A 19,336-nucleotide genomic window follows, 5' to 3' on the forward strand; every position below is an offset into this window, starting at 1 on the left:
ATCGCCAGGTTTTTCGCCGGTCATGTCTCTCGAAACTAACCACGCACCGGTGAAACCGCCAGGAAGGAAAAGATCGACATTCCGCACACCAGGAGAAATCCGGAAAACCCCGTGACAAGCACAACAAATTTCTTGCCATTCCCGAACGAAATGACTAGCGATCGTTTTTTCGGCCCGAAAAAATCAGAAAATCATGAATCTGAGCTGCGAAAACAACGGAACGATCAATTTTCCGATCTCGAAATCGACCGGAAGCGCGCTCCGCCACCGACCCCACCTGGCAGGATGCTCGGTTTCGGCGGGAAAGGTCGACACACGAGTCCGGCGAGTTCCGGCCCGCCCGCACGCGTTTCCCCGCCGCCGGTAGGAGGGCGGCGGGGAAACGGGGCGTCGCTTCAGCGGGAGGAAGCGGCATCACACGCCCGCGAGGGAGCCGATCCAGTCGCTGTAGCGGGTCACGTTGGTGTAGGCCGTGCGGGTGGAGCGGTCACTGGTGGAGGCCACCCCCACCTGCACGTAGTCCCCGTCGGAAGCGGTGGCGAACATCGGCCCACCGGAGTCGCCACCCGCCGGGATGCCGTCGCCGCGGTAGGCGCAGATCGCGGCGCCACCGCGGTAGTCGGAGCACCACGTGCTGGTCACCGAGACATCGGCCACCTTCAGCAGGCGGGACTGGCACTCGATCTCGGGGCGGTCGGTGCAGGTGGCACCCCACCCGTAGGTCTGGACGGTCTCGCCGACCTCGGCGGCACCGGGCGCGCCGATCGGGGCGTACTCGACATTGACGGTGCTGCCCACGTTGACCAGAGCCAGGTCGGCGCTGGGGTGCACGTGCACCCCGCCGGGCACCGCGAAGACCTCGCGGCCCTGGGTCTGGTCCAGGCTGCCCACCCGGAAGCTGACCTGGTTCGCGCCCTCGACGCAGTGCTGCGCGGTGAGCACCCACTTCGGCGCGATCACCGAGGCGCTGCACGCCTGCCTGCCGTCGGCGAACATCCGCGCCGCCCAGGGGGCGTCGTCGGCGTAGCCGCCGTCGATGATCATCGGTTCGGGGGCGGCGGGAGCGGAAACGGCGGCCTGTGCCGGGGCCGCCACCCCGACGGCGATCAGTGCGGCCGCGGCCGCTCTGGAAACGAGTCTCGCTAATGACAAGCTGGGGCTCCTTCTGGGACAGCAGCTGTGTCGCTGCGTGATCAGGACGCACCCAAACGTCACTCGTTCGAGTAGCAAAATCAACGAATTGGTCACTAATCGCCAACGAAGCATGTAACTCGGTAACGCCCGATTCCGCGCCGCACCCCGAGTGCCCCGGACCTTCCCCGCGACGGAGTGCCCCATGAACCACGCACGTCCCCCGGTGCTCGAGTCGGACGCGTCGTCGGGCCGGGGGCATCAGCCACCCTGAAAGCCGATCAGGAGTCGGACGGACGCGGCGAGGTGTCGCCCCTCGGTTCTCTTCGTCCCTCCCAGCTCTGAAACGCCCACTCGCGCGCCCCGGTCCCGCTGGTTCTCACGTGGTGCTACCGCGAGGCGGGTCCGGCGCGGCGCGGGCGCCCGATCGATCTCGGGCCTCACCTCTCGGCGTGACCCGCACCGGGTCACGCCACCAACTCCCCGCGCACGTCGAGCCGACGACCTCCCTCACGGCAGGTAGCCGACCCCACCGACCGCGTTGGCGGAGGCCGTGGCGTCCTGCTCGGCGTTGATGTCGGGCTCCGGCCGCCACTGCGGTAGCGGCACCAGTCCCGGTTCCACGAGCTCGTAGCCCGGAAGCAGTTGGCGAATCCGTTCGACGTCGCGGACGGCCAACGGTGTGTGGGTCACCCGGTAAGCACGCTCACTGCGGTGCACCTGCTCCTCGGTCATCGTCAGCGGGGTGCTGTGCGAGACGGCGAGGTAGCTGCCGGGCACGCAGCTGTCCCGATAGCTGGCCATGAGCCCGACGGGGTCGTCCCCGTCCGGGACGTAGGGCAGGATCGACACCGCCAGTACCGCGACGGGCCGGGTGAAGTCGAGCAGCTCGGTCACCTCCGGCGCGGACAGCACCATCCTCGGATCACGGATGTCGGCGTGCGTGACGGTCACGTTGTCCACGCCGCGCAGCAGCTGCCTGGCGTGCGCCACGACCTCCGGCTCGATCTCCACGTACGCCACTCGCGCGTCGGAACGGCAGCGACGTGCTATTTCGTGAACATTCCCCACGGTCGGCATTCCCGAACCGAGATCGAGGAACTGATCGATTCCACGATGACTCAGAAATCGGATCAGTCGCCCGAGAAAGGCTCGCGTGGCGCGGGCGTAAACCTGGGCCTCCGGAACTTCGGTGACCAGCTGGTCGACCGCCTGCCTGTCGACGGCGAAATTGGCCGTGCCTCCGAGATAATAATCGAACATGCGCGCCGCGCTGGGGCGCTGCATGTCCACCCCCCTGACCTGCAAATCCCCCGATATGCGGTTCAGCCGCCGTCTGGGCGGCTCGTCATCGGCACCTTCGCGTCGTAACGCGTCAGGAGGACGAACATCCGTCATATACGCCACGGTACAGCCGATGACGGCGATTGTGGAGCAGCGTTACCGAGCGCTGCCGAAACATACTGTAAACACGGGGAAAAACTGCGTTGTGCTACCTTTCGTGCACTATTGGTATTCAATGATTTCCACTTCGTGATCGTGAAAAAACGAACAGGCCGACCGGATTTTCGAATCCGTGGCGGAGTCGGGGTCGGCGGCCCCGCACGACGGGAGCGGGCGCCGCCGACGAACCGGTCACACGGCCCCGCCACGGGCCGGCAGGGACGTCTCGGTGACCGGCCCGGAGGCCCCTCACTCCACGGGCACGCTCAGCGTGGCCGGACGGTCGGCCGAGGAGCCGAACACCACCTCACCACCGGAGCTCTCGTCACGGTAGCGGCCGTCGACGGTGTCCACCACCAGCACCAGGCGGTGCCCTTCGGGCAGCTGCCAGGCAGTGGGCCGCAACGGGATGTCCACCCGACGGGGGACACCGGGGGCACTGTCGCGCAGGGTGACGGGTTTGTGGCTGATCAGGCTTCCCCCGCCCAGCGGGCCGACGTCGTAGAGATAGGCGAACAGCGACACGCTCTCGTCCTCCGGGGTGACATCGACCCGCAACCGGGGAGTGCCGCTGACGGTGACTCCCTCAGCGTAGGGCTCGGTCGCCCACACCGCGGCGTCGTCCCGATCGACCAGCGGCACCGAGACCCCGACCGGAATCCGCGCGAAGCCCTGCAACGCACCGCTGAGCATGACGATCCCGCTGTTGGCCAGCGTGGGATCGCCGCTGTCGATCGAGTGCCGCCAGTCGGTGCCACGCTCGGTGCTCAGTCCACCGGTCTCGGGAGCGAGGAGATGCCGCTGTTCCGGGGCGGTGAGGTTGCGGGTCTCGGTGTGCCCGGTCACCGATCGCCAGTCCGGGTAGCGGTGCCACTCGGAGCCGTTGAGCGGCTGGAGCTCCACCGCGCTGTCGGCCATCCCCTCGTCCTCACCGCGCAGCCACTGGTCGAACCAGCGGGCCGCCGTGTCCCAGATGTGGTTGGGCAACCCGGCCGCGCCGAAGATCTCGGGGGTGACGTGGTCGCCGGGGGCGAGCATGAGCCGCTTGGGCCCCTCCAGGGCGGAGAACATGTCGGTCATCTGCTTCGGCGGGAACAGCGAGTCCTGCCAGGCGTTGGCCAGCAGCACGGCGGTTCCGTTGGCGTTGAGCCGCTCGATCCGGTTGGCCGGGGAGCGCTCCTCCGCCAGGTACAGCGCCTCCTCGGTGCGGTGCTCGCGGTAGGCGGTCTCCAGCTCGCTGAGGTCGTCACCGAACCTGCCGGTGAGGTGGCCGATCCCGAGCAGCAGCTCCGCACCGGAGGCGTTGACCGTGCGGTTGGGGTACAGCGACTCGACCAGGTCGGCCCAGCCGCTCATGGCCGCGATCGCGTCCACCCTGTCGTCGGCGGCGGCGGTGAGCGCGCTGATCCCGGCACCGTAGGAGATTCCCGCCATACCGACGCGCTCGGCTCCGGCGGAGGTGTTGGCCACCGCCCAGTCGATGACCTTCCGGGCGTCGGCGACGTCCTCCTCGCCCGCGACCTCGACCTCACCCTCGGAAGCGTAGAAGCCGCGTGCGGTGTAGCTGACTACCACGTATCCCGATTCGTAGGCGAGCCGCGCGGCGGCCCCGACGTACTCGATGTTGGGGGTGGCCCAGCTGGCGGGCATCACCAGCAGCGGTCGTGGTTCGGTCGCGTCGCCGGTGGGTTCGATGATCTTGGCCCGCAGCGAGACGCCCCCCGAAGCGGGAATGCTCGTGCCCCGCACGGTCACTCCGTCGCGCTCGGCCGTTCCGTCGGGCGCTCCCGAGGCGGCCGGGGCGAGCAGGGAGCCGCACAGCACGGCGATGAGGCTCGCGGCGGCTGAGGAGAGTATTCGACGCACGTTTCCTGGCCCTTCCGGCTGTCGGCGGGCGGGGACCGCCGCAGCCTCGTTGTGATCCATCACACAGGGCCGACAGTAAACACTGTTCTACTGACGAGTAGCAACAAGCGGGGATGAATTGAGGTGAAACGGAGTCACCGATTGCTCCGTTCGACGGCTTGCCCCGGAGAGGAACTCACGAGACCGGCGTCGGGACGTACGCGAACCACCGCGCGGCGAGGAGACGGGGGCGGAGCGTCCCGGCCGATCCGCCCGCGATGGGCGTCGCGGATACCGCGACGCTTCCGGAACCGGGGGCGGTGACGAGTCGGCCGCGCCGCGAGGTGGGCCGTTCACCGCACGGTTCGAGAGCCCGACACCGCGAGGCACCGACTCGTCCATCGGCCGCCCGGTCACCCTTTCGAGGGAACCAAACGTGGGATCAGCCTCGGGATTTGTGGAAAACGAGCCGGTACAGCACCAGCAGGATCAGCGAGCCGAGCACCGCCCAGCCGAAGCTGGCGAGGTTGAATCCGGATATCCCGCCGCCGCCGAAGAAGGAACTGCCGAGCCAGCCGCCGAGCAGACCGCCGACGATGCCGATGATGATGGTCACGATGATGCCGCCGGGATCCTTGCCGGGAAGGATCAGCTTGGCCACGGCTCCCGCGATCAGACCGAACAGGATCCAGCTGAGGATGCTCACGGCGAACTCCTTGTCGAGGGTGGGTGTCTCCGCCTGTTCGGTCACTGCCCCGATGGATGATCACCCGAACGGAGCAGCCCCGATGGCACCACCGATCATCACAGTCCGGGCGCCGGACTCGCCGGACGGGGCCGGGCGTGTCGCCGATCGGTGCGCACCGTGGCGGGACTGGACCTCATTCGTCACGGAGCCGGTTCTCGTCCGACCCCGACGCCGTACCGGTGCGCCGGAGGGCCAACCGCCATTCGTCCGCCGCGAGTCGCTCCGCGTGCATCTCCCAGCCGTGGGCGGAGGCGATGTCGAGAATCTCCCCACTGGACAGCGGCCCCAACCGCTGCCGGGGCAGCACCAGCTCGGTATCGGCCGCGTGAGCACCGCGCAGCATACGGCGCAGCCTCCAGCGCGCGAACGGGCGGCCGCTGTCACGGCCGACCGGGGCTTCCGCGGCTCCGTGCCATCGCTCCCGCGGCGCTTTGCGGCTATCGATGGGCCGGAATCCGAGATCGTGGTACTTCGTTCGCTCGAACAGGGTGAATCCCTCGTGCCACCCCAGCTCGCGCAGCATCTCGGTGGAGACCTTCTCGTACTCGTCGGCGTCCAACCACACCAGACCCGCCGCATCAGGCTGCCCGTGCAGATCCTTCCGGGCACGTTCGAGTTCGGGACGCCACGGCTTTTTCGCACGGTGTATCAAGTGCACGGTGAGCGCACCGAGCAGTATGACGCCCGGCAGCGGGGACATCACGAGGATGAGGGCTTCGAGGAGCTCCACGTAATCCACCTCCGGCTGTCTCCGTCGCGGAGGAGGTTCATCCTCCCATCTTCCAGCCGCGCGGCGACCTCGTGGGAAATCGACGGCCCCCGCCTGGCCGCGAGTACTGAAGGTCGGAAGCGGTTCAGCTTCGCTTCGTGGTGTTGGTGCCCAGCGCAGCCGCGACGACGCGTTCGTAACCGGCCTTGTAGTCGGCCACGGCCGCCCTGCGGGCCCTGGCGGCACGGATCGTCGGCCAGAGCGAGAGCACGAAGACCACCGCCGAGACCGCCGAGACGATCAGCAGCGTATCGGCCGCCTCGGGATTGCCCTCTCCCCGATTAACCAGCGAGAACATGAGCGTGACGAACGCGAGCAGCGCGGGCAGCGAGGCGAGCCGTCCCAGCCGGACGTAGCGGCGGCGCAGGCGTACGTGCTCGCGGTGCACTCCGTCGAGCACCGACTCGGACAGTACGCCCATCCCGCTGTCTCGCTTCACCCGTTCGGCCTCCAGCAGGGCGGCCTCGTTGCCGCGCAGCTCGTCCAGCCGTGGTCCCTCGACGAAAGCGGGCCCGGCGATGTGGCGGGCGGTGGCGAAGTCGAAACGTTCGAGCCACAGCCTGGACCCTCCGTCGCCGGTGCGCTCCATACCGGTGAGCCGCCAGCCCCGCTCACCCGCCAGAACGCTGTAGTGCCGCAGCGAGATCTCGCCCTCGCTTCGCGGTAGGTCCACATGGTTCACCCGGGTGCGTTCGGTGCGTGCCTCGTGGAGTCGGCGCAGGAACTCCGCTTCGGCGGGGCTTGTCCCGTCATCTTCGGCGTGGGTTGTCCCGTCATCCGTCATCGGCGAGCAACCGCCTCTCGTCCTGTTCCTGAGCGGTAGTGCCGGGCCGGAAGGTCAACCGCCACTCGGTGTCGGTGATCTCCTCCGACTCGAACGACCAACCGTACTCGGCCGCCAACTCCAGGATCTCCGCCTTCGGCAACGCACCCAACTGATCACGACGCAACGTCAACGAGGAATCCTCGACGGAAGCCCCGTCCAACCACTCCCGCAACAACCGCCGGTGCTTGCCCGAACCCATGCCACCGTGTGGTTCGATCCTTCCCTTCCAGGCATCCGGCACCTCGACGGGATCGCCATCAGTGGGTACCGGACGCCGGAAGTTCATGTTCCTACCAATACTGCCCAGGAAGACGAACCCCTCGTGCTCTGCCAAGTCACGCATCATCTCGTCCGAGATCTTCGGATAGTAGCCCGAGCGTAAGGTGGAGTGTCCGTTCTTCTCCCGCGAAGCCAGGTCTTCACGAATCTTGGCTACATGTGTTCCGAGCGGTTTGAAACGGCTCATGATCAACATGAACATCCCGGAAACTGGCAGCAGTGCGACAATCGCCGGAAGAACCCACTTCAACAATACGAGTGTCAACGGTAAAACTCCCCTTGTCCTGATTCACAGCAGCCCCGCCAGCTTGTCCTCGATCGAACTCCGCGCCGAGCCGCGCCACCGGATGCTGTTACAGATCTCGGCCATCATCGCCACGTAGTCCTCCCAGTCACGCAGACACTCGGTGACCAACCCGAAGATCGCCAGCTGACTCCGCTCGACCAGCGGAACGATCACCCGCAACTGCCGGGAGACCCGCGGCTCGTGGTGTTCGGCCCCGGTCAGGTTGACCTCCGGCGTCGGAGTGTCCTGCTGCACCACGGCCAGGCAGCGTCCCACGGCGAGGTCCACGAAATCGACCTCCCTGCGAGCGTCCTGCTCGCGGAGTCCGGCGGCCAGCGCCTCCAACGGTCGAGTGGCCTTCAGATCAGCCTCGCGCAGCGTGAGCGTGAACTGCGCGGTGGTGGCGGCCGTGGTGTCCCGCGCCGAACGCCCCACGAAACTGGCGGCGTAGATGATCCCCTCCTCGGCCATCCGCCGCACCAGGTACTCGTTGGCGACGACCAGGCGGAGGCACTGCTCCTCCGTCAACCCCGGAAGGGCCGAGCGCGCCGACTCGAACAACCGCTCGGCGCGGTCCGCCGAGGACTCGTTGAAGTCCACGGGCTGAAATCCGGGATGCAGCCCGAAACTCAACGGGAAGGTGTCGGAGGAATCACCGGAAACCGACCGCGTCATGCTCAGCCTCCACTACCCGAGCGCCTTGGCGAAGCTCGACAGCGATTCACCCAGCCCTTGCAGTTCATGGCCTACTTTTCCCCACTCGCCGTAACTCTGCGCGGCCCCTCCAGCGAACGATCCGTGGCCGAAACCATCCTTGAACGTGGCACTCGTATCGTTGTGGTAAATCCAGTCGGTCGCGACGGGGATCTGCGTTCCCACGTTGAATGTTCCCTGAATCGTCTTGGCCATCCCCTCTGCGCCGATGAACCTGTTGGCCAACTTGTCACCAAAGAATCCGAATGTGTCGGCGGGTTGAGCCATATCGGTTACGACTTCGGAAGTCTTACTACCGAACGCCTTCGCACCGACTCGCCCGGCATCGACCAGGCCGTCGCTGACCTGCAGTGCGTCCGTGGCCGCCGCGCCTCCCTTGGCCAGCGGCCCGACCATGGGCAGCATGCCGAGCGCGTCGGTGCCGACACCGACCCAGGCGTTCACATCGGTCCACTTGTCGTTCGCGGCGATGTCCCCGGCGTGCGCCGCCAACGCGACGCCTCCCGCGACGAGGGCGATGGGACCGAAGGCCAAATTCGCACCGGGAATGAACGACAGCGTTCCGGCGACGGCGGCGATCATTCCCGCCACGTCGCCGATCGTACCGAGGTTGTCGACGACGAAGTCGCCCATGTCGGAGAACGCGTCACCGAGCGCGCTCCAGAAACCGGGGGCGATGTCGGTGGCGTCCCGGAGTTTCCGTGCCACGGCCCGCGCGTCCTCGCGCCAGGTCTCCTGTAGCTCGACGGCTTGTTTCCGGATGCTTTCGAATCGGTCCCAGGCGCTGCGGGCCTCGCTCTTGGCGCTGGCGACAGCTTGTGCCTGCTGCTCGGCACGCCGGTTCGCCGCCGCGCGCGCCTCGGGGTCACTCGGGTCGTAGGCGACCGGCTGGTTGGCCTCCGCGACGGTCTGGCTGACCACTTGGTCGGCCTTCTCGGCTTTCTCGATCGCCTCGCGGGCCTTTCGCTCCAGTTTGGCGGCCTCGGTCTGGTGTCCTTTCAGCGTTTCCCGCCAGCCGGACAGGGCCTTGCCCGCGGCTTTCATGGACTCGTGGGCGTCGTCGAGCTTTCCGGGCAACTCGCCGAACCTCTCGACGAAAGCCTTGGAGGCCTCCCCGGTCCAGGTGTCCTTCTGCTGCCTGACGTCCCGCAGCACTTCGTAGGTCTCGAACAGCCAGTTTCCGGTGTCGGTCAGCTGCTTCGCCAGCGCACCGACCGAAGACGGGTCACCTCTGGCCGGATTGAACCCGAGCGCGTGCCAGTCACCGTCGCCGCTCACGTGGCACCTCCGTTGTTGGCGGGTTTCGCCACCGGAGGCTCACTCTGCCCGGCCTCGCCGGACTCGATCGCTTCCCGCATCCGCGTGAAGCCCTCGGTGATGGCGTTCTCCAGCTCCTGGTACTGCTTCTTGGCGGAGCCGAGAGCTTCGGTGATCTTCTTGACGCACTCGCCGATCTCGTCGATGCCGTGCTGCCAGTCGTCGCGGAACTCGGCGCAGGCTTCGTCCAGTTCGTCCGGCCCGATGGAGTGCGGGCCGATGTCGTCCATCGCCTTGAGCGCGCTGCGCAGATTCTCCTCGGCCCGGTTGAGGTTCTTCTCCATGGCGTCCAACGATTCGATGTCGACCGTGAAGTCGGACACTGGCGTTCCCCTCGATCGCTTCACTGTCCGAAGGGGAACGTTAGCAAGCCGATGATCTCGTTCGGGGCTGTTCGGACGATTTCGTGGCAGCGGCCGCCGCCCGGAGATTTCGCGAGAAATCGAGGGGAAAGGGGAGCCGCCCCGGAGCACGCGGCGAGCGGGGAGGGAGACGCGTGCTCCGGGGCGGCGGACGGGTCCACGGCGGAAGTGTCGGGGTTCGTCGCCGTGGCCCGTGGTTCCGGAAATTCGCCGTGACGGCGCCGAAGGGTCGGGGACGCTCGGTGTCTCCGCCTCGCGGGTGCGAACCGAGCGGAGACTTCGTCGTACGAGTCACGGAGACCGGGCCAAGGAGGCCCTACTGGATGCGGCGCAGTCCTTCGAGGACGCGGCCCATCAGCGCGAGCGTGGGATCGGGCTCGGGTAAGGCGCCGACGGTCGCCGGTGCCGGTTGGCACCGGGAGGTGTGGTGGTGAAGACCGGGAGCTCGCCGGGCCGCGGTGCCGCGCGGCGCGGTGTGACGGGAGGCGGCTTGCCAGGCGGCCAGCGCCGCCGAGTTCGGCCGCACCTCGGAGGCCGATGGTGTTGGTGTCGGCGTCGTTTTCGGTGCCGCCGGGAGTTCACGCTCGTCCGAGCGACGAGGAGGGCGGGGCTCTCGCGGTGGTCGCCCGCCGGGAGCGTCGGGGTCGGTCTCGGGCCAGCGGATCGGTTCGGGCTCGGATCGCGACTGTGTCGGTACGACAGCACCGGGCTCGGGGAGGCCACTGGAACCGATAGTCGCGCTCGCGGTGACCGCGGCCCGGAGCTCGGTGCCGGTGGAACCACTGGGATCACCGGCGGCACCGGCGAGTTGGGCTCGTAGCTGCTGGACCGTCAGCGTGCCCCGTCCGGCACCGCCGTGCCTGGTGCGCGGGCGCGGGGCGGATTCGGGGTGCTGGGGCCAGAGGGCAAGCAGTATCGCCAGCGCCGCCAGCAGGATCGGCACGAGCAGCGGGTCAGACATCGGGATCGCTCTCCACGGTGCGGTGCTCGGCTCCCCCGCCCTCGGGCAGCGCGGGTTTCGGAGGGCTGTCGTGCGAGTCGGCGTAGCGCCGCAGCGCGATCGCCGTCTCGAAGAGCTCCGCGGCGAGTTCCCGACAGCGGTCGGTGCCGAACCGGCCACCGCCCAGCGCGAAGGCGGCCTCGTCGCAGTGCCACTGGCAGAGCCGCAGGAACCCGGCCAGCCGGATGTTGTCACCGCTCATCGCGCTTCACCCCGCCGGAGTCGTGACGGGGTGGGGCGCCGACCAGTTCGCGGGTGGTGCGGTCGCACTCCGGGCAGGTGGGCCACAGCCACGCGATCTCGCCGGTGGCGGTGACCACCTCCCGGCCGCACAGCGCGGAGACGGTCAGCTCGGGCGGGAACTCGAGCGCGGGCGGTGGTACCGGATCCCTGCTCGCGTGCCGCTGCTCCTCGGCGGGAACCCAGGTGAAGGGGTGGGACATGCAGTCTCCTCCTTAGAACATCGTTTCTAGTTGCTGAAACTATCTATAGTTGCGACAACTACACAATGCTTCTTTCGAGGGACATACCGTTACCTAGCTCGGAGATCTAGGCTGGCGTCATGGCGAGCAGTGCACGAGCACGAGGTCTCGGCGCGGAACTACGGCAACTCCGGAAAAACGCGAACCTCGAAGCACAGGAGGTGGGACGTCGCCTGGGGTGGTCGAAATCGACCATGAGCAGGGTGGAGTCCGGTGCGAGGCGTGTAGATGAAGCGGACGTGTCCGCGATACTCGCCATCATAGGTGTCACGGGCCAGGAACGTGAGCGATTGCTGAACATGGCTCGTGAGATAGACCAGCCCGGCTGGTGGGAAACCAGCGACAGCGGGCTGCCAGCTCAACTGAAAGCACTGTTGAGTTTCGAGAAGGACGCGACCCGTATCAGTGAGAGCGCGGTGACGCTGGTTCCGGGACTGCTGCAGACCGCTTCCTACACCCGTGCACTGATGCTCGGTGGTGGTGTACCTGAAGATGCCGTAGAGGCACGTGTCGCTGTGCGCCGTGGCAGGCAGGACATCATCTTCCAGAGAACCCCTGCCGAAGTCCTCGCACTCATCGACGAAGGCGTCCTGATGCGTGAAGTCGGCGGCCCCGAAGTGATGGCCGAGCAGCTACGTTACCTGGCCGATACAGCTGATCGAGATAACGTGGACATAAGACTTCTACCGTTCAGCGCTCACCCTGGTGTCGATGGATCGTTTCTCCTGCTTGATTTCCCAAAAGTTCGCTCGATCGTCCACATCGAGCATCATCGATCGAGCGCCTTCCTTGACGAGCCCGATGATGTAGCGGCTTACGTGCGGCTACGAGATAGCCTCATGTCAAAGGCGTGTACCCCTGAACGCACTGTCCGAGCACTGAAGGCATACGCCGAAAAATGGGAAAGTGAGTCACCATGAAGCCCGTGACAGGATGGCGGAAGTCCAGCCGCAGCAGCGCTACACAGACCTGCGTCGAGGTCGGCCGCACCGCCGACGGCGCGGCCGTCCGCGACAGCAAGAACCACACGGCCGGTTACTTCACCACCACACATCGGCAGTGGCAGACCTTCCTGCGAGCTCTGAAGGCCGACCACTTCGGCTGAGCGAGGCACAGCCACGAGCACGGCACCCCCGCCGACCGGGCAGGGGTGCCGCTTCGGCCGCTGACACCACCCGTTCGGACGTGGCGAACTCCCCGCTCCCGGCGTGAGACTCAAACCCGACAGCGATCTCGACGCCACGGAGCACCACCGATGACCACACCGGACGAACCCCGCGACTGGCGGAAGTCCAGCCGCAGCGCTTCCCCACTTCCGCGAACCGCCGAGTGGCCAGTGTGATCTTCGGAGATGTGTCCACCGGGCCGACGGCTGTGGACAACAGTGTTCGTCATCAGCGACAACGTCGTACTTTGGGGCTCAGGACAGCCTCTGGAGTACGGGGCATCCTCACAGCCACGGCGAAAGCCATACCGATGATCGCTGTTCCGGGGTGACACCGGCGGCTCGCAGGGCTTCGTGCCCGGACTGCTGGGCCGCGTCGGCGATGCGGGTTCGCGGTTCGGCCCAGCGACGTTCGACGATGCCGGTCTTGCGGGGAATCCATTCGCCGGGGCCGCCTGTGCCGACGACGCGGTCCGGCAGCCAGGATCCGGTGCCGAGGATGGCACTCATCGGGTCACCTCCGGGACGAGGGGGCGGGCGGCGACGGGTAGGAGGTTGGTCAGCAGGGCGACCAGCGCACCGACCATCAGCAGGGTGAAGTGCACCTGCTGGACCGGGCCGAGGTGCATCCAGTAGCCGAACCACAGGCCGCTGACCAGGAAACCGAGGAACAGGCCGACGAAGGCGACCAGCGAATGATTGACGTGGCGAATGAGCTCGGCCAGGCCCCGGCGAGGGGAGCGCAGGACTCGCAGGCCGGTAATGACGGCCCGCCACATGAGGACAACGGTGCCGAGCTGGTAGACGATCACAGTGATGAGCGCGGGAGTGGCCAGAGAAGCGGGCAGCGCCCGCCATTCCAGACCGTTGCCGCGTACCTGATCGTCGATGAGAGCCCGCATCGTCATCGTCCGTTCCAGTAGCACCCGGTTGGTGCCGAAATCAGTGATGTTGTTGACGGCGATCAGAGTCAGCCAGGCGGCTACTCCCGCGAACAGGAACAAGACCAGCGGGAGGAGGCCACTGCGGCGGGCTGTCCAGGCGGTGAGCAGGGTGTTGGTGGGAACCCGCTCCTGTGGTTGTCCGGTATCCACGGACGAGGAGGATTCGGCGAGTGGAAAGCTCACGGGTTGTCGCTCCTTGAGTGCGGAATCGCTTGTCCGGACGGTTCAGGCGGCTGAGTCGAGGACGGGCTCGGCGGCCGCGCCACCGAGGACGGTGCTCACCGTGGCAGCGGCCAAGCGGTGTTCCTTGGAGGACAGTCGAGCGGAGTCGTGAGCGGTGAAGTCGATCCGAGCCTTGGCCGCGGGAGTACCGGCCTGGTGCAGCGCCAGATCGACGGTCATCTTCAGCCGGGCCGGATCGGTGATATCGGAACTAATCACAGTGCAGTCGATGTCCGCGTCCAACGGAAAAAGGAAATTTTCGAAGCGAATATCCATGCCGTGCCAGACGTAGTAATAATGCCGATCCGGAAGTGCTGTGGCCACGAACTTCTCGCAAAAGGCCATAAACATCTGCCGGAACGCTTCGATGACGACCATTCCCTGGATGTGTTCGCCGGTCTGATGGTCCAGCAGCAGTTCGTTGTCAGGGTGCAGACGTAAGGCGGCTCTGTACTGCCCCTCGGAGATCCGTTTCAGGCTGGACAGCAGCACGTTGGCATCACGGTGCTTGTGGGCCTGCGAACGCGGAACGGCCGGAAGATCGTTGGGCTGCATGAGGACCTTGCGGGCCAGGCCTCTGGTCTCGAGCGCGCCGGTGACGTACTCACGCTCGTACGGGGTGATGCCCTGGCCTTCCCACACCAGCAGTGGCCCGGCCAGCTCGTCGTAGACGCCCGAACGCACCTCGGAGACGAAGCCGGAAACCGTGCGCACGTTCTCGTGGGAACCCAAAGCGGCGAAACGGTCCCCTACCAGACAGACACTGTTCAACATGTGTTCGGACATGATTACTCCCACTGGATCGTTGAAATCGAACCTGGAGATGGTCAGCACGCACTCTCTGGCGTATCGCTCAAAAGAAATTGATTCGCGAGCACAACCGCGCGCCTTCCCCCCAGAAGGTGTGCAAACTGTAGGTGTTCGGCTGACCGCCGACAGCTCACACCTTTCCAAACGTCCAGTTGGTTGGCAACAGGTTTGCCGGATGAACGTATGGTGAGCTAAAACACATCGAGCGGCGGTTCGCTCCCGCCCGCCGGAGACGGGAACAGACCGCCGCTCGATGTGTACCGAGAGGTCGAGAACCAGGCGTTCAGTCCGAGCGCTGGATGTCCTCACCGACGGCACGGGAAGCCAACTCCATGATGCTGGTGCGGATGACCTCCTGGACGTGTCGGGTCTCCACCTGGGGACCGACGATCTGCCGTGCCAGCTGCGGAACGGCACTGGGCCAGGCGGCCAGACCGATCAAGGACAACAGGACCGCGGCCGTTTCGGGGCCGACGGGCAGGCCCAGTCGCTCGGCGAGCACATCGACCTTCATCGAGTAGCGTGCCGCTCGCTCCCGTTCTCCGGGCAGTTCTCGCTCCGGAGCGTGCAGCGCCTCCCACATCAGCAGGCGTAGCAGTTCAGGGCGGTCGCGGTGGAACTCGTAGACCGAGCCGACCCACGCCCCTATGTCGCCGGTCGGCTTGGCGACGGACTCGGCGAGCTCATCCAGCGCGGCAGTGACCACGGCGGCGAAAAGCCCCTCCTTGTTGCCGAAGTGCCCGTAGACGCGTTCTTTGTTGACCTCCGCCCGTTCGGCGATGCGATCGACGCGTGCGCCCGCCACCCCGAGTGCCGCGAATTCCTCTCGTGCCGCCTCAAGCAGTTTCTTCCTGGTCAGCGCTGCGTCTCGTGCCATTACCCCACTATACCTCGCATCCAACTGTTTGGTTGATCTCGACCAAACCGCTAGTCCACATGGACCAGCGGCAGCTGGAACAGCCTCGCCGAGTGCGGCACGTCAAGCCACCAGCGGGGCAGTCCCGGTTTGACATCCAACTAGTTGGTTGCTTTTATTTGAGCCATGACATCGATCCGGACTCCCGCTGCCGACCCGGCAACATCACGCCCACCGTCGCCACCCGAAACACCACCGACGGCCCCGTTCGGTCGGACCGTGCTCGCGCTCTGCGCGGTGGGACTGCTCGTCGTCGGCCAGCTCTACACCGTGCTCCCCCTGCTCGGGCTGTTCGCCGACTCCTGGTCGACCACCACAGCCGCGGCCGGATTGACCGCCACCGTCTTCGGCTTCGGCTACGCCACCGGCTTCCTGTTCTCCGGGCCACTGTCCGACAGGTTCGGGCGCCGACGTCTCATCGTCACCGGCCTCACGCTGACCGCCGCTGCCACAGCGGCCACGGCCCTGGCCCCGAACCTGGTCACCGGATGCGCGGTCCGCGCCGTGCAGGGTCTGTGCGCGGCCACCTTCGCCCCCGCGGCGTTCGCCTACATCGCTGAGCGCATCGCCCCGACCCGCCGGGCCACCGCGATGACCTGGCTGACCAGCTCCTTTCTCGCGGCAGGCGTACTGGGGCAGGTTCTCGCCCAGTCCTTGGCCGCCGTCGTCGGCTGGCGCGGGGTCTTCACGACCGGCGCTATCGCGCTGGCGGCCGGAGCGGTCGCCCTGCGTTTCGTCCTCGGCCCCGACCGCACTTCCACCGGCGGCTCCACCTTGGACGCCTACCGTGCGATGGGACGGCTGTTGACCAATCCCGCGGTGACACTGCTACTGCTGGCTACCCTCACCCTGCTGGGCGGCTTCGTCGCCCTCTACACCGGACTTCAGGTCGCCGGACCGCCCGACATCAGCGGTAACGCGGGCACCCTGCTGGCCCTGCGCGCCAGTGCCCTGCCCGCGATGCTGCTGGTGCCGTTGTTCACCACTCGGCTGTCCAAACTTCCCGCCGCCCAACGCGTGGGCTCCGCGCTGCTGTTCGCCGGGCTCATCAGCGGGCTGACGGCGCTGTTCGGCCGGGGCGGCGACATCGGCGTACTGGCGCTGGGAGCGCTGCTGTTCGTGTTCGTGTTCGGCATCGCCGTGGCCGCTCCCGCCCTGGTCGAGGCGATCGGCTCACTGGCCGGCCCAGCACGCGGAGCCGCGGTCGCGCTCTACACCTTCGTGCTGTTCGTCGGAGCGAGCCTTGGTCCCCAACTGGCGGCCCTGTTGGACAACAGCTTCTCCACCGTGGCCACCGGCGTGGCTGTGCTGCTCATCGGCGGAGCCGCCGCGGCCACGCTCGGCCACCGCCTCCGCCACCGCGTGCCCGCGGGAGAAAAGTGACGCAGCGCTACGAACTCCCCACCGCGCCGATCCTCCGCAAGACGGCCGACACGAAGAACAGCCTCAGCACCTCAATCACTGGTGCCGACACGCCCGAATCCGCCCACAACATCGAGGAAGGCGTCATGAACCGAGCAGAACACGTCCTCACCGCCGCGGGACTGTCCGTGCCCGAGGGCTGGCATCCCGTACAGACCCGGCGCGAATCCCACGATGACCGGAAGGTAACCGTCGTGCGCTACCAGCCACACCCCGAGCGCGCTCTCGGGGGTGAACACGTCAGCGTCGTCATCGACGACGAGGATTCCTTGCTCGGCTACACCCGGATGACCACCACGGCCGCGCACAGACCGCTGCCGGACGATGCCGACGCCGAGCGCGCCGCCTTCGAGTGGCTCAACGGCTTCGCCCACGAGCACGCCGAGAAGCTCACCGTGCAGTGGATCGACCGCCACGACGAGACCATCCACGACAGTGCGGGCACGCAATACCTCATCTCGGGAGCCAAGGTCAAAACCCGCCACTCCGACGGTCTCTACACCTGGATCATCGTCGATGACCGAGGCGAGGTCATCACCTACGAACGCGACATTCGCTGGGACCGCGGCGCAGGCCGCCGAGGCACCGAAATGTGGATGCACGATCGGTGGGTGGCGGCTCGGGAAGGAACCGGCCCCCAGCCGAACGCCCCATACGCGATCACCACGAGCTGACCCGAACCAACCGACAGAAGGGACCCACCGTGCGTGCGCTGGCGTTCTTCGACGTCGACGAGACCCTGCTCAACACCAAGAGCATGTTCGACTTCCTACGCTTCCAGCTCTCCGAGAGCGACTACGCACACGAGATAGGCAAGCTACGCGCCATGGCGGCGCGCGGCGCCGACCGCGGCGACATCAACCGCGCCTATTACCGGCTCTTCGCCGGTGCTTCCTGGACAGACCTCCTGGCCAGGGGAAGACTCTGGTACGCCGAGATCCGCTCTGGCCGTCGCATCGGCCCTCCCTTCATCGCCGCAGGGGTAGCCACTCTGCACAACCACCGTGCGGCAGGGCACTACACGGCCCTCATCTCCGGCTCATTCCAACCATGTCTCCAACCGCTGGCCGAGCACCTCGGCGCCGACATCATCCTGGGCACCGAGCCGGAGATCGACAGCGCCGGGCGGCTCACAGGCGAGGTGTACCAACCCGTGATCGGCCCGGGCAAACGGTTGGCCGCACATGCCGCGGCCAACCAGCACGGCCTCGCACTGCGCGACTGCTACGCCTACGGAGACCACGCCAGCGATCTCGATCTACTCCAGGCGGTGGGCATGCCCACCGCGATCGGCCAGGATCCACTCCTGCTCACCCACGCCCACGCGGCCGACTGGCCCGTACTTTCGGCCACCGAGCTCGTGGCCGATCCCGAGACCGCACTGACCGCGGGCAACACGTCCTGCACATGCGGTTGCGCCGTGGCCGCATGGTCCATACCCACCGAAGCCACGACCGAATGGACCTGCGCGAGTCGATGAACTGACCACACGTCCCTCGACTCGGGATGTCATCAAGAAGTCGTCACCAGCGGCCTCACAGGCTCCCTCAGCAGAGGCTGTGAGGCCGCCGGTGAGAGACGACCGTTTTCCGACAGCGGCCGTTTTCGCCAGTCCAGCCGCTCGGCGGCACCGGGGTGATCCGACTGTGCCACTGGGAACAGCGACGGTGTCCAACCCGTCCAGGAATACGCCACCGCGTTGGTACGGGTGTATCAGGGGCCACCACACCGGCTCGGCCGTCCGCGACAGCACGAACCCCGACTCCGAGGGAGTTCAGTCACCCGCCCCGGACTCCCCGTCCGGCAGCGTCCCGAGCGTGAGCAGGCCGCAACCGTAAGCCTTGGCAGGTCCGATTCCGCGCAGCAGTGCCCGCCGCAGCAGCTCCACCGAGGTGACCCGTAGCCGCCCCTCGAAGGTCGCGGTGTGCAGCACCACGGGTCTCGAACCGCGCCGCTTCGGGAAGGAGTGCCTGTCACGCGCGGCGATGCGAACGTTTCGGGCTGGTTCGATCTCCCCGGCTTCACCGGAACAGGCCGCCCCGTCCGCCTCGAAGCTAACGCCCTCCCGTGTGGAAACCGGCTCCGCAACCGTGGGGTGCTCACTCGTGCCCGTCGTGGGCGGAGCTCCCGGCACGACGAACCCCCACTTCTCGGTGCGCGCCAGGAACCAACCGAGCTGCGCACCGGCGGTGCGGTGGCCCACCCGCTGCGAACGTCGCCGCTGCCCTTCCCGGGCACGCTGCCGCTGTCGCTCGGTGGGGTGCTCCGGCTCGTTGGTATTCTGCACCGGGTTGGCGGTCACCCGGAAGGTGAACTCCTGCCCCACCGCCAGCCGACCCAGCAGCGGCTCGTACTCGCGCAGCTCGTAGTGCTCGCCGTCGGCGTGCGGCCAACCGGCCTGCTCCACGATGTGTGTCCAGTCCGGTTTGGACTCGGAGAGCACCAGCAGCTTCGGCCGGTGCGGGTTGTCGCTGTCCAGCCGCCACAGCGGGCGCTGCTGCTCGGGGTCGTCGGCCAGCCCGCCCATGACAGCACCGTGCAGCCTGCGCGGACTGCCCAGCAACCGGCGACCGGCCGTCCTCAGCGGGTTGATTCGGATACGGGACAGATAGGTCATCGGTTCACCACCCCAGCGGCGCGACCGGGCGGACCGGC

General features: G+C 67.0%; 23 protein-coding genes. 5 read left to right on the top strand and 18 right to left on the bottom strand.

Annotated elements, in window-relative coordinates:
* Nucleotides 1-414: 414 nt before the first annotated feature.
* The 13 genes from BLQ75_RS02310 to BLQ75_RS02370 all read right to left on the bottom strand — a co-directional run bounded on the left by BLQ75_RS02310 (nucleotide 415) and on the right by BLQ75_RS02370 (nucleotide 11,163).
* Complete coding sequence (locus tag BLQ75_RS02310) at nucleotides 415-1,152, bottom strand: S1 family peptidase (RefSeq protein WP_092596899.1); 738 nt, start codon at nucleotides 1,150-1,152, stop codon at nucleotides 415-417.
* Between the two features lie 489 nt (nucleotides 1,153-1,641).
* Entirely contained in the window at nucleotides 1,642-2,529 is an 888-nt protein-coding gene (locus tag BLQ75_RS02315) for an SAM-dependent methyltransferase (RefSeq protein ID WP_244515181.1), read from the bottom strand.
* Nucleotides 2,530-2,823: 294 nt separating this feature from the next.
* Nucleotides 2,824-4,440: a CocE/NonD family hydrolase gene (locus tag BLQ75_RS02320; protein ID WP_092596905.1), complete on the bottom strand. Its 1,617-nt coding sequence runs from the start codon at nucleotides 4,438-4,440 to the stop codon at nucleotides 2,824-2,826.
* 421 nt (nucleotides 4,441-4,861) lie between these two features.
* The gene (locus BLQ75_RS02325) at nucleotides 4,862-5,125 is read right to left on the bottom strand and encodes a GlsB/YeaQ/YmgE family stress response membrane protein (RefSeq protein ID WP_092597310.1); all 264 of its coding nucleotides are present in this window, start codon (nucleotides 5,123-5,125) and stop codon (nucleotides 4,862-4,864) included.
* A gap of 175 nt (nucleotides 5,126-5,300) precedes the next feature.
* A complete protein-coding gene (locus BLQ75_RS02330; protein ID WP_092596908.1) occupies nucleotides 5,301-5,906 on the bottom strand; it encodes a hypothetical protein in 606 nt (201 codons plus the stop codon).
* Between the two features lie 115 nt (nucleotides 5,907-6,021).
* Nucleotides 6,022-6,720: a hypothetical protein gene (locus tag BLQ75_RS02335; RefSeq protein WP_092596911.1), complete on the bottom strand. Its 699-nt coding sequence runs from the start codon at nucleotides 6,718-6,720 to the stop codon at nucleotides 6,022-6,024.
* Entirely contained in the window at nucleotides 6,710-7,228 is a 519-nt protein-coding gene (locus tag BLQ75_RS02340; protein WP_139182887.1) for a hypothetical protein, read from the bottom strand. Before BLQ75_RS02340 ends, BLQ75_RS02335 begins: the two co-directional genes overlap by 11 nt.
* 102 nt (nucleotides 7,229-7,330) lie before the next feature.
* The gene (locus BLQ75_RS02345; RefSeq protein ID WP_092596917.1) at nucleotides 7,331-8,002 is read right to left on the bottom strand and encodes a hypothetical protein; all 672 of its coding nucleotides are present in this window, start codon (nucleotides 8,000-8,002) and stop codon (nucleotides 7,331-7,333) included.
* 12 nt (nucleotides 8,003-8,014) lie between these two features.
* Entirely contained in the window at nucleotides 8,015-9,319 is a 1,305-nt protein-coding gene (locus BLQ75_RS02350; RefSeq protein WP_092596919.1) for a putative T7SS-secreted protein, read from the bottom strand.
* Entirely contained in the window at nucleotides 9,316-9,681 is a 366-nt protein-coding gene (locus tag BLQ75_RS02355) for a hypothetical protein (protein ID WP_092596922.1), read from the bottom strand. Before BLQ75_RS02355 ends, BLQ75_RS02350 begins: the two co-directional genes overlap by 4 nt.
* 355 nt (nucleotides 9,682-10,036) lie before the next feature.
* A complete protein-coding gene (locus tag BLQ75_RS02360; RefSeq protein WP_092596925.1) occupies nucleotides 10,037-10,681 on the bottom strand; it encodes a hypothetical protein in 645 nt (214 codons plus the stop codon).
* On the bottom strand, nucleotides 10,674-10,922 hold the full coding sequence (locus tag BLQ75_RS02365; RefSeq protein ID WP_092596928.1) for a hypothetical protein: 249 nt from the start codon (nucleotides 10,920-10,922) through the stop codon (nucleotides 10,674-10,676). The genes BLQ75_RS02360 and BLQ75_RS02365 overlap by 8 nt, the downstream gene beginning before the upstream one ends.
* Nucleotides 10,912-11,163, bottom strand: a complete 252-nt coding sequence (locus tag BLQ75_RS02370; RefSeq protein ID WP_092596931.1) for an HC3 family zinc finger protein — start codon at nucleotides 11,161-11,163, stop codon at nucleotides 10,912-10,914. Before BLQ75_RS02370 ends, BLQ75_RS02365 begins: the two co-directional genes overlap by 11 nt.
* A 119-nt stretch (nucleotides 11,164-11,282) precedes the next feature.
* Here BLQ75_RS02370 and BLQ75_RS02375 point away from each other — a divergent pair, with 119 nt between their 5' ends.
* Both BLQ75_RS02375 and BLQ75_RS02380 read left to right on the top strand, forming a co-directional pair.
* Entirely contained in the window at nucleotides 11,283-12,122 is an 840-nt protein-coding gene (locus BLQ75_RS02375; RefSeq protein WP_092596934.1) for a helix-turn-helix domain-containing protein, read from the top strand.
* Nucleotides 12,119-12,307, top strand: coding sequence for a DUF397 domain-containing protein (locus tag BLQ75_RS02380; protein WP_092596937.1), 189 nt, complete (start codon nucleotides 12,119-12,121; stop codon nucleotides 12,305-12,307). The genes BLQ75_RS02375 and BLQ75_RS02380 overlap by 4 nt, the downstream gene beginning before the upstream one ends.
* 345 nt (nucleotides 12,308-12,652) lie before the next feature.
* On the opposite strand, the gene BLQ75_RS02385 is transcribed toward BLQ75_RS02380, so the two are convergent.
* The 4 genes from BLQ75_RS02385 to BLQ75_RS02400 all read right to left on the bottom strand — a co-directional run bounded on the left by BLQ75_RS02385 (nucleotide 12,653) and on the right by BLQ75_RS02400 (nucleotide 15,220).
* A complete protein-coding gene (locus BLQ75_RS02385) occupies nucleotides 12,653-12,877 on the bottom strand; it encodes a hypothetical protein (protein ID WP_092596940.1) in 225 nt (74 codons plus the stop codon).
* Nucleotides 12,874-13,494 (bottom strand): DUF2165 family protein, encoded by a 621-nt coding sequence (locus tag BLQ75_RS02390; RefSeq protein ID WP_092596943.1) that lies wholly within the window; start codon nucleotides 13,492-13,494, stop codon nucleotides 12,874-12,876. Before BLQ75_RS02390 ends, BLQ75_RS02385 begins: the two co-directional genes overlap by 4 nt.
* Before the next feature lie 42 nt (nucleotides 13,495-13,536).
* Nucleotides 13,537-14,319, bottom strand: coding sequence for an AfsA-related hotdog domain-containing protein (locus BLQ75_RS02395; protein WP_139182888.1), 783 nt, complete (start codon nucleotides 14,317-14,319; stop codon nucleotides 13,537-13,539).
* A gap of 307 nt (nucleotides 14,320-14,626) precedes the next feature.
* Complete coding sequence (locus BLQ75_RS02400) at nucleotides 14,627-15,220, bottom strand: TetR/AcrR family transcriptional regulator (RefSeq protein ID WP_092596949.1); 594 nt, start codon at nucleotides 15,218-15,220, stop codon at nucleotides 14,627-14,629.
* Nucleotides 15,221-15,478: 258 nt separating this feature from the next.
* Here BLQ75_RS02400 and BLQ75_RS02405 point away from each other — a divergent pair, with 258 nt between their 5' ends.
* From BLQ75_RS02405 to BLQ75_RS02415, 3 genes are read left to right on the top strand one after another with little or no spacing between them, the layout of a single operon-like run.
* On the top strand, nucleotides 15,479-16,642 hold the full coding sequence (locus BLQ75_RS02405; RefSeq protein ID WP_211481111.1) for an MFS transporter: 1,164 nt from the start codon (nucleotides 15,479-15,481) through the stop codon (nucleotides 16,640-16,642).
* Nucleotides 16,639-17,355 carry a hypothetical protein gene (locus BLQ75_RS02410; RefSeq protein WP_092596952.1) on the top strand — a complete coding sequence of 239 codons (717 nt, stop codon included), beginning with the start codon at nucleotides 16,639-16,641 and terminating at the stop codon, nucleotides 17,353-17,355. The genes BLQ75_RS02405 and BLQ75_RS02410 overlap by 4 nt, the downstream gene beginning before the upstream one ends.
* Before the next feature lie 29 nt (nucleotides 17,356-17,384).
* Complete coding sequence (locus tag BLQ75_RS02415) at nucleotides 17,385-18,161, top strand: HAD family hydrolase (protein WP_211481112.1); 777 nt, start codon at nucleotides 17,385-17,387, stop codon at nucleotides 18,159-18,161.
* Nucleotides 18,162-18,455: 294 nt separating this feature from the next.
* On the opposite strand, the gene cas6e is transcribed toward BLQ75_RS02415, so the two are convergent.
* Entirely contained in the window at nucleotides 18,456-19,298 is an 843-nt protein-coding gene (cas6e, locus tag BLQ75_RS02420; RefSeq protein ID WP_092596955.1) for a type I-E CRISPR-associated protein Cas6/Cse3/CasE, read from the bottom strand.
* Nucleotides 19,299-19,336 lie beyond the last annotated feature (38 nt).

Source organism: Actinopolyspora xinjiangensis, assembly GCF_900104475.1.
GTDB classification, from domain to species: Bacteria; Actinomycetota; Actinomycetes; order Mycobacteriales; family Pseudonocardiaceae; genus Actinopolyspora; species Actinopolyspora xinjiangensis.